5 protein-coding genes are annotated in these 6,107 nt (G+C 60.3%); all 5 read right to left on the bottom strand.

Features of this window, described 5'->3' with window-relative positions:
* Positions 1-452: 452 nt before the first annotated feature.
* Positions 453-1,760 (bottom strand): type III glutamate--ammonia ligase, encoded by a 1,308-nt coding sequence (gene glnT, locus E4M07_RS28780; protein WP_136661857.1) that lies wholly within the window; start codon positions 1,758-1,760, stop codon positions 453-455.
* Positions 1,761-1,793: 33 nt separating this feature from the next.
* Positions 1,794-3,131, bottom strand: a complete 1,338-nt coding sequence (locus tag E4M07_RS28775; RefSeq protein ID WP_136661856.1) for an FMN-binding glutamate synthase family protein — start codon at positions 3,129-3,131, stop codon at positions 1,794-1,796.
* Between the two features lie 10 nt (positions 3,132-3,141).
* Positions 3,142-3,819, bottom strand: coding sequence for a GXGXG domain-containing protein (locus E4M07_RS28770; RefSeq protein WP_136661855.1), 678 nt, complete (start codon positions 3,817-3,819; stop codon positions 3,142-3,144).
* Positions 3,820-3,821: 2 nt separating this feature from the next.
* The gene (locus E4M07_RS28765; RefSeq protein WP_136661854.1) at positions 3,822-4,706 is read right to left on the bottom strand and encodes a glutamine amidotransferase family protein; all 885 of its coding nucleotides are present in this window, start codon (positions 4,704-4,706) and stop codon (positions 3,822-3,824) included.
* A 215-nt stretch (positions 4,707-4,921) separates the two neighbouring features.
* Positions 4,922-5,644, bottom strand: a complete 723-nt coding sequence (locus E4M07_RS28760) for an XRE family transcriptional regulator (protein WP_136661853.1) — start codon at positions 5,642-5,644, stop codon at positions 4,922-4,924.
* Between the last annotated feature and the right edge of the window lie 463 nt (positions 5,645-6,107).

The raw sequence follows: 6,107 nt of genomic DNA, 5'->3' as shown, positions 1-6,107 counted from the left end.
CGTACAAGCAGAAACCGACGTGGATCAGAAACATGAAGACAACGGTCACCCAGTAGTAAAACTCGGTGAATATCGTCGTCAGGGCGTCAAGGTTGTTGCCCATTGCATACCCCTCCCAATTGCTAAATTTTAAGTTCCCGGTTATCCGAAAAGACTACCAATCGATTGTCATTTTTTCAACCTTAAGAAAAAAATATTCCTTGTAAGAAATTTCTGAAATCAGCTCCGGCGCCCGCATACTGCTTCGAAAGCCGGTAATTTTGCCGGGCGGGGAGGATCGCCCGGCAGGGTCGGCCCGTTGCTACATGTGCGTTGGCAGGCACAGCTCACGGGACGGCCGTCCGCAACGAGGGCGGCGTCACAGGACAGGTATCTGCGAATGCGCGTTCCCGACGTCGGACTATCCCGACGGTCAGCCTGCCGGCCGGCTGAATTGGCGGGTGCCGTTCGCCTCAGACGTCGAGCGTGTTCGCGCGTTCCCATTCCGTGAAATGAGACGTGAAGGAATCCCATTCCTGCCGCTTCAGCTTCAGAAATGCGTCCGAGAAGGACGAGCCCATCGCGCCCGAAAGGACTTCGTTGCCTTCATACTCGCGCAGCGCATCGAGCAGGTTCAGCGGCAGCCGCGGTGCGTCACGGACGGTGTGCCCGTCCTTGTACATGTCGATGTCGAGCCGCTTGCCGGGATCGGCCTCTGTCGCGATGCCGTCAAGACCCGCGGCAATCAGTGCCGCCTGCAGCAGGTACGGATTGGCCGCTCCGTCGGCCAGCCTGATCTCGAACCTGCCGGGACCTGGCACACGGACCATGTGCGTGCGGTTGTTCCCCGACCAGGTGACCGTGTTGGGCGCCCATGTGGCACCGGAAAGCGTGATCGGTGCGTTGATCCTCTTGTAGGAATTCACGGTCGGGTTGGTAATGGCCGTCAACGCCTTCGCATGACTCATGATGCCGCCAAGAAAATGATACGCGCTCCGCGAAAGGCCGAGATCGTCCTGTTCGTCCAGGAAGCTGTTCGTCTTGCCGTCCGCGTCCCAGATGGAGACATGGGCATGGCATCCGTTGCCGGTAAGATTCTCGAAGGGTTTCGGCATGAAGGTCGCGCGCAGATCGTGTTTTTCGGCGATCGACTTGACCATGAATTTGAAGAACGAATGCTTGTCGGCGGTTGCCAGCGCGTCGTCGAAATCGAAGTTCATCTCGAACTGGCCGTTGGCATCCTCGTGATCGTTTTGATAGGGCTTCCAGCCCAGATGCAGCATTGCGTCGCAGATTTCGGAAATGACGTCGTAGCGGCGCATCACCGCCTGCTGGTCGTAACACGGTTTCACGGCCGTGTCGTACGGATCCGAAATCGCGCTGCCGTCACGCAGGATCAGAAAGTACTCGGCCTCGATCCCCGTCTTGACCCGCATGCCTTTGGCCTCGGCCTTCTTGAGGATATTCTTGAGCGTCACCCGCGGCGCCTGGTCGACCGGTTTGCCCTCCATCACGCAATCGGCAGCCACCCAGGCGACATCCGGCCTCCATGGCAACTGGATTACCGAATCTGGATCAGGAACGGCCATCATGTCCGGATGAGCGGGCGTCATGTCCAGCCATGTGGCAAATCCGGCAAATCCGGCACCTTCCTCTTCCATGTCGGATATCGCCTGTGCCGGAACCAGTTTGGCACGCTGATAGCCAAACAGGTCCGTGAACGAGATCATGAAATATTTTACACCGTTCGTCTCCGCGAATTCAGCCAACTTGTTTGCCATTTGTCCAACCCTTGCCGGTTTGCGTCGATTTCCCTAGTACCGCTCGTTTGCTTTTGCCCCGGGGATCCAGTCCGTGCCTGCCAGCGGCACGCCCGCCATGGCTGCGGCCTCGACTGTGAGCGCGCAAAGATCCTCCGGCTCCATGTTGAGAACGTGACTTTTCCCGCAGGCGCGGGCAATGGTCTGCGTTTCAAGCGTCATGACTTTCAGGTAATTCGCCAGCCGGCGGCCCGCGGCAACGGGATCCAACCGTTCGATCAGTCCCGGGTCCTGGGTGCTGATCCCCGCCGGGTCCGCGCCTTCATGCCAGTCGTCATAGGCTCCGGCAGTGCTTCCGAGTGCACGGTATTCTTCCTCCCAGCGCGGATCATTGTCTCCGAGCGCCACCAGCGCAGCCGTACCGATCGACACGGCGTCGGCGCCGAGGGCCAGGGCTTTCGCGACGTCGGCACCGCTGCGTATGCCGCCTGAAACGATCAACTGCACCTCGCGGTGCACACCGAGATCCTGCAGCGCCTCCACTGCCGGTCGGATGCAGGACAATGTTGGCTGGCCGACATGTTCGATGAACACTTCCTGAGTGGCGGCCGTTCCGCCCTGCATGCCGTCCAGGACGACACAGTCCGCGCCGGCCTTCACCGCGAGCGCAGTATCATAATAGGGACGTGCCCCGCCGATCTTGATGTAGACCGGCTTTTGCCAGTCGGTGATTTCACGCAGTTCCAGGATCTTGATCTCGAGATCGTCGGGTCCGGTCCAATCGGGATGCCGGCAGGCCGAACGCTGGTCGATACCGGTCGGCAATGTCCGCATCTCGGCGACGCGGTCCGAGATTTTCTGGCCGAGAAGCATTCCGCCGCCGCCCGGCTTGGCGCCTTGCCCGACCACGATCTCGATTGCATCGGCCTTGCGCAGATCATCCGGATTCATGCCGTAGCGTGAGGGAAGATACTGGTAAACCAGCTTGTCGGAATGGCCGCGCTCCTCCGGCGTCATGCCGCCGTCCCCGGTCGTTGTCGAGGTGCCGGCGGCACTGGCGCCCCGGCCGAGCGCTTCCTTTGCTGCCCCGGACAGCGAGCCGAAACTCATGCCGGCGATGGTTATCGGTATCTTCAGCTCGATCGGCTTTTTGGCATGACGTGCTCCCAACACGACAGAGGTGTCGCATTTCTCCCGATATCCCTCCAGCGGATAGCGCGATATCGACGCGCCCAGGAACAGGAGGTCGTCAAAATGCGGGACGCGTCGTTTGGTGCCGCCGCCTCGGATATCGTAGATTCCGGTCGCCGCGGCGCGGCGGATTTCCGACAATGTGTATTCGTCGAACGTTGCCGATTGACGCGGTGTCGTAACGGGATTGCGATAACTCATTCGGCGGACCTCAGTAAGCGTCGAAATTGTCGACATCGAAGTTGTAGAGCTGACGGGCGGAGCCGTAGCGCGAGAACTCGTCCGGCCTCACACCGGTCATGCCGGCCTGCTCCAGAAGCCCTGTCAGCAGCTCGATATGTTCGGGACGAAGGTCTTTCCTGACGCAATCGGCGCCGAGGCTCTTGACCGAACCGCGCACGAATAGCTGCGCTTCGTATATGGAATCACCCAGTGCGTCGCCCGCATCGCCGAGCACGACAAGATTACCCGCCTGCGCCATGAAGGCCGACATGTGGCCGATGTTTCCACCCACCACAATGTCGATGCCCTTCATCGAGATGCCGCATCGCGAGGATGCGTTGCCCTCGATCACCAACAGTCCACCGCATCCGGTCGCGCCGGCATACTGGCTCGCGTCGCCCTTGACCACGATGCGCCCGGACATCATGTTCTCGCCGACACCGGGACCGGCCGATCCGTGTATGGTTATCGAGCCCTGTTTGTTCATGCCGCCGCAATAGTACCCGACATTGCCCCTGACATGGATGTCGAGTGCGTCATCCACGCCAACGGCGACGGCGTGGCTTCCCTTGGGATTGACGATCTCCCATTCGGCCGCTTCGCTGCTGCCGTGCAGGCTCTGATTGAGTTCACGCAGGGGTGTGACCGCAAGGTCGATGGAATGCATGCTCAACGCTCCCAGAAATAGACTGTTGCAGGCTCGGGCTCCCATACCTTGGCCCCGTCGATTCCGGGCAGGACGGCGAGTGCACGGTATTCCGACCCGAACGCCACGTAGCGGTCGGTTTCAGCCAGAACCGCCGGTTTGCAGGCTATCGGGTCCCGCAGCACCCCGAAACCCGACCGGGTTCCGACAACAAAGGTGTAAAATCCGTCGAGGGCCTGCAGTCCGCTCTCGAGCGCTTCGGCCAGATTCATTCCGTGCGCCATTCGGGACGTCAGGTAGGCCGCGGCGACTTCGGAGTCGTTCTCGGTCTCAAACGTCATCCCTTCCCGTACGAGTTCGCGGCGCAGTTTGTTGTGGTTGGAGAGCGAGCCGTTGTGGACAAGGCATTGGTCCAGCGCGGTGGAAAAGGGGTGGGCACCAAGCGTGGTGACTGCCGATTCCGTTGCCATGCGCGTATGCCCGATGCCGTGCGTTCCGTGCATCGACGCGATGTCGAACCGTTTCACCACGTCCTTCGGCAGCCCGACCTCCTTGTAGATCTCGATGACGCTGCCGGCGCTTATGATCCGGATTGACGAGAAATCGGTCTCAATGAGCCCGCGTGTTTGTTCAAGTTCGGATTCGGGAAGCTCGATGACCGCGTGGCTGTCCTTGACATTGAGCACGCAGTCCCCGCCGAGCGCCTCTTCCAAAGCCCCGAAATCGGCATCCGGCGTGAAGGACTGCACAACGATTTTCGAGCGGTCGGGATCCGACGATCCGTAGACAGCTATGCCGGCGCTGTCGGGCCCCCGATCGGTCATGGTGATCAGCATGTCCGAAAGGAGCGATCCGAGTTCCGGCTCCATCGCCCTATCCTTGATAAACAATCCTACGATACCGCACATGGTCGTCTGAATCCCGATTGCCAGCCTGTGTGGAAAGACTAGCAATTACGATGCGGCAATTCAACCCTTATGAATAAAATATTCCTCTTATGAATGTTTCAATGGTGCCCCACTGCCCGTGATCCTCCCGGGCGGCACGCCCATCCCGTCTGACTGGATTGCCGGATAATATACGGAATCGGGCGTGGATCGAAAGCACGGCACCGGCAGGGTGCCTATTTGCCGCCTTTCTGTTCGTCCTTCGCGTAGGTGATGATCGACAGGAAACGCGCCGGGAGCTTGCTGAGCTTTTCCGGCCCGTGCGGCGCGTCCGCGTCGAAAAACAGGCTGTCGCCGGGTCGCATGTTATAGAGACTGTTTCCGTGGCGGTATCCCACCTCGCCCTCCAGCATGTACAGAAACTCCATGCCGTCATGCTGGAAGGTCGGGAAGACGTCGGATTCTTCGCTCAGCGTAATCAGGTAGGGCTCCACGACAAGGTTGCCGCTGCTGCCGCCGATATGACCCAGCAAATTATATTGATGGCCGGCCCGAGTTCCGCGCCGTTCGCTCGCCACGCCCTGACCGGCTTGCACGAAGACCGCGACACGATCTTCCTCGAAACGCTGGAACAGGCTTGAGATCGCAATCCCCAGGGCGTGGGAAAGGGTCTGCAAGGTCGTCAGCGACGGCGATGTGTTGCCGTTTTCGATCTTTGAGAGCATTCCCACCGAGATACCGGTCGCGTCGGAGAGCTCCGATACCGTTATTCCCAGTCTCTTTCTCTGGGCGCGGACCTCCCTGCCGATCGCGACCTCGAGGCTTCTTTCCGTATCGGAACGGGTCGCATGGGGATCCTGAACGAGGGCCGGTCCGAGCGCTGCTCGCTCCTTTTGCGCCTCGTTGTCGGCGTTCGGCACCGATGCGCCGGCAGATTTGCCGGTCTTTTGTTTTTTCATGCTGATTTCCCAATCTGCCGCAAGAGGCCGTAACGTTGCCGTCCGCTCATGTCCGAAACCGACGACCCGGATATTCCGAACCGTCAGCCATCCGTTCAATCGGACTATCTGGCATCATACGGGTGTCAGATCAACAAATGGCGGCATTATTGCATTCCGCCGTGCACCACCGATTGGTGATTGAATTGCGACGGGGCGGGATCGGAAATCCAGCGGCAGCGGTGGCCGCCGGTCGAGAGGCCGGCATCTCCAGCCAGCGCCCGCCGTCCATGCACACGCCCGTTTCCGGGCCTTCAGCCGGATCGGCACATGTGCGGGAGCCGGCGATGACGCCGGCTCCCACGGGTTTGGGTTTCAGTACCGTGCTATTGCGTCTCTGGCCTGGTCGCCGGAAGCGTCGGCCTCGGTTTCGTGGCGGATTTCGGTGGCTTCCTGGCGCAGCTGCGCCCAGTGCCACCACAGC

Source organism: Nitratireductor sp. XY-223 (assembly GCF_004959855.1).
Taxonomy (GTDB): Bacteria; Pseudomonadota; Alphaproteobacteria; order Rhizobiales; family Rhizobiaceae; genus Hoeflea_A.
This window is presented reverse-complemented; position numbering and strand designations above follow the sequence as displayed.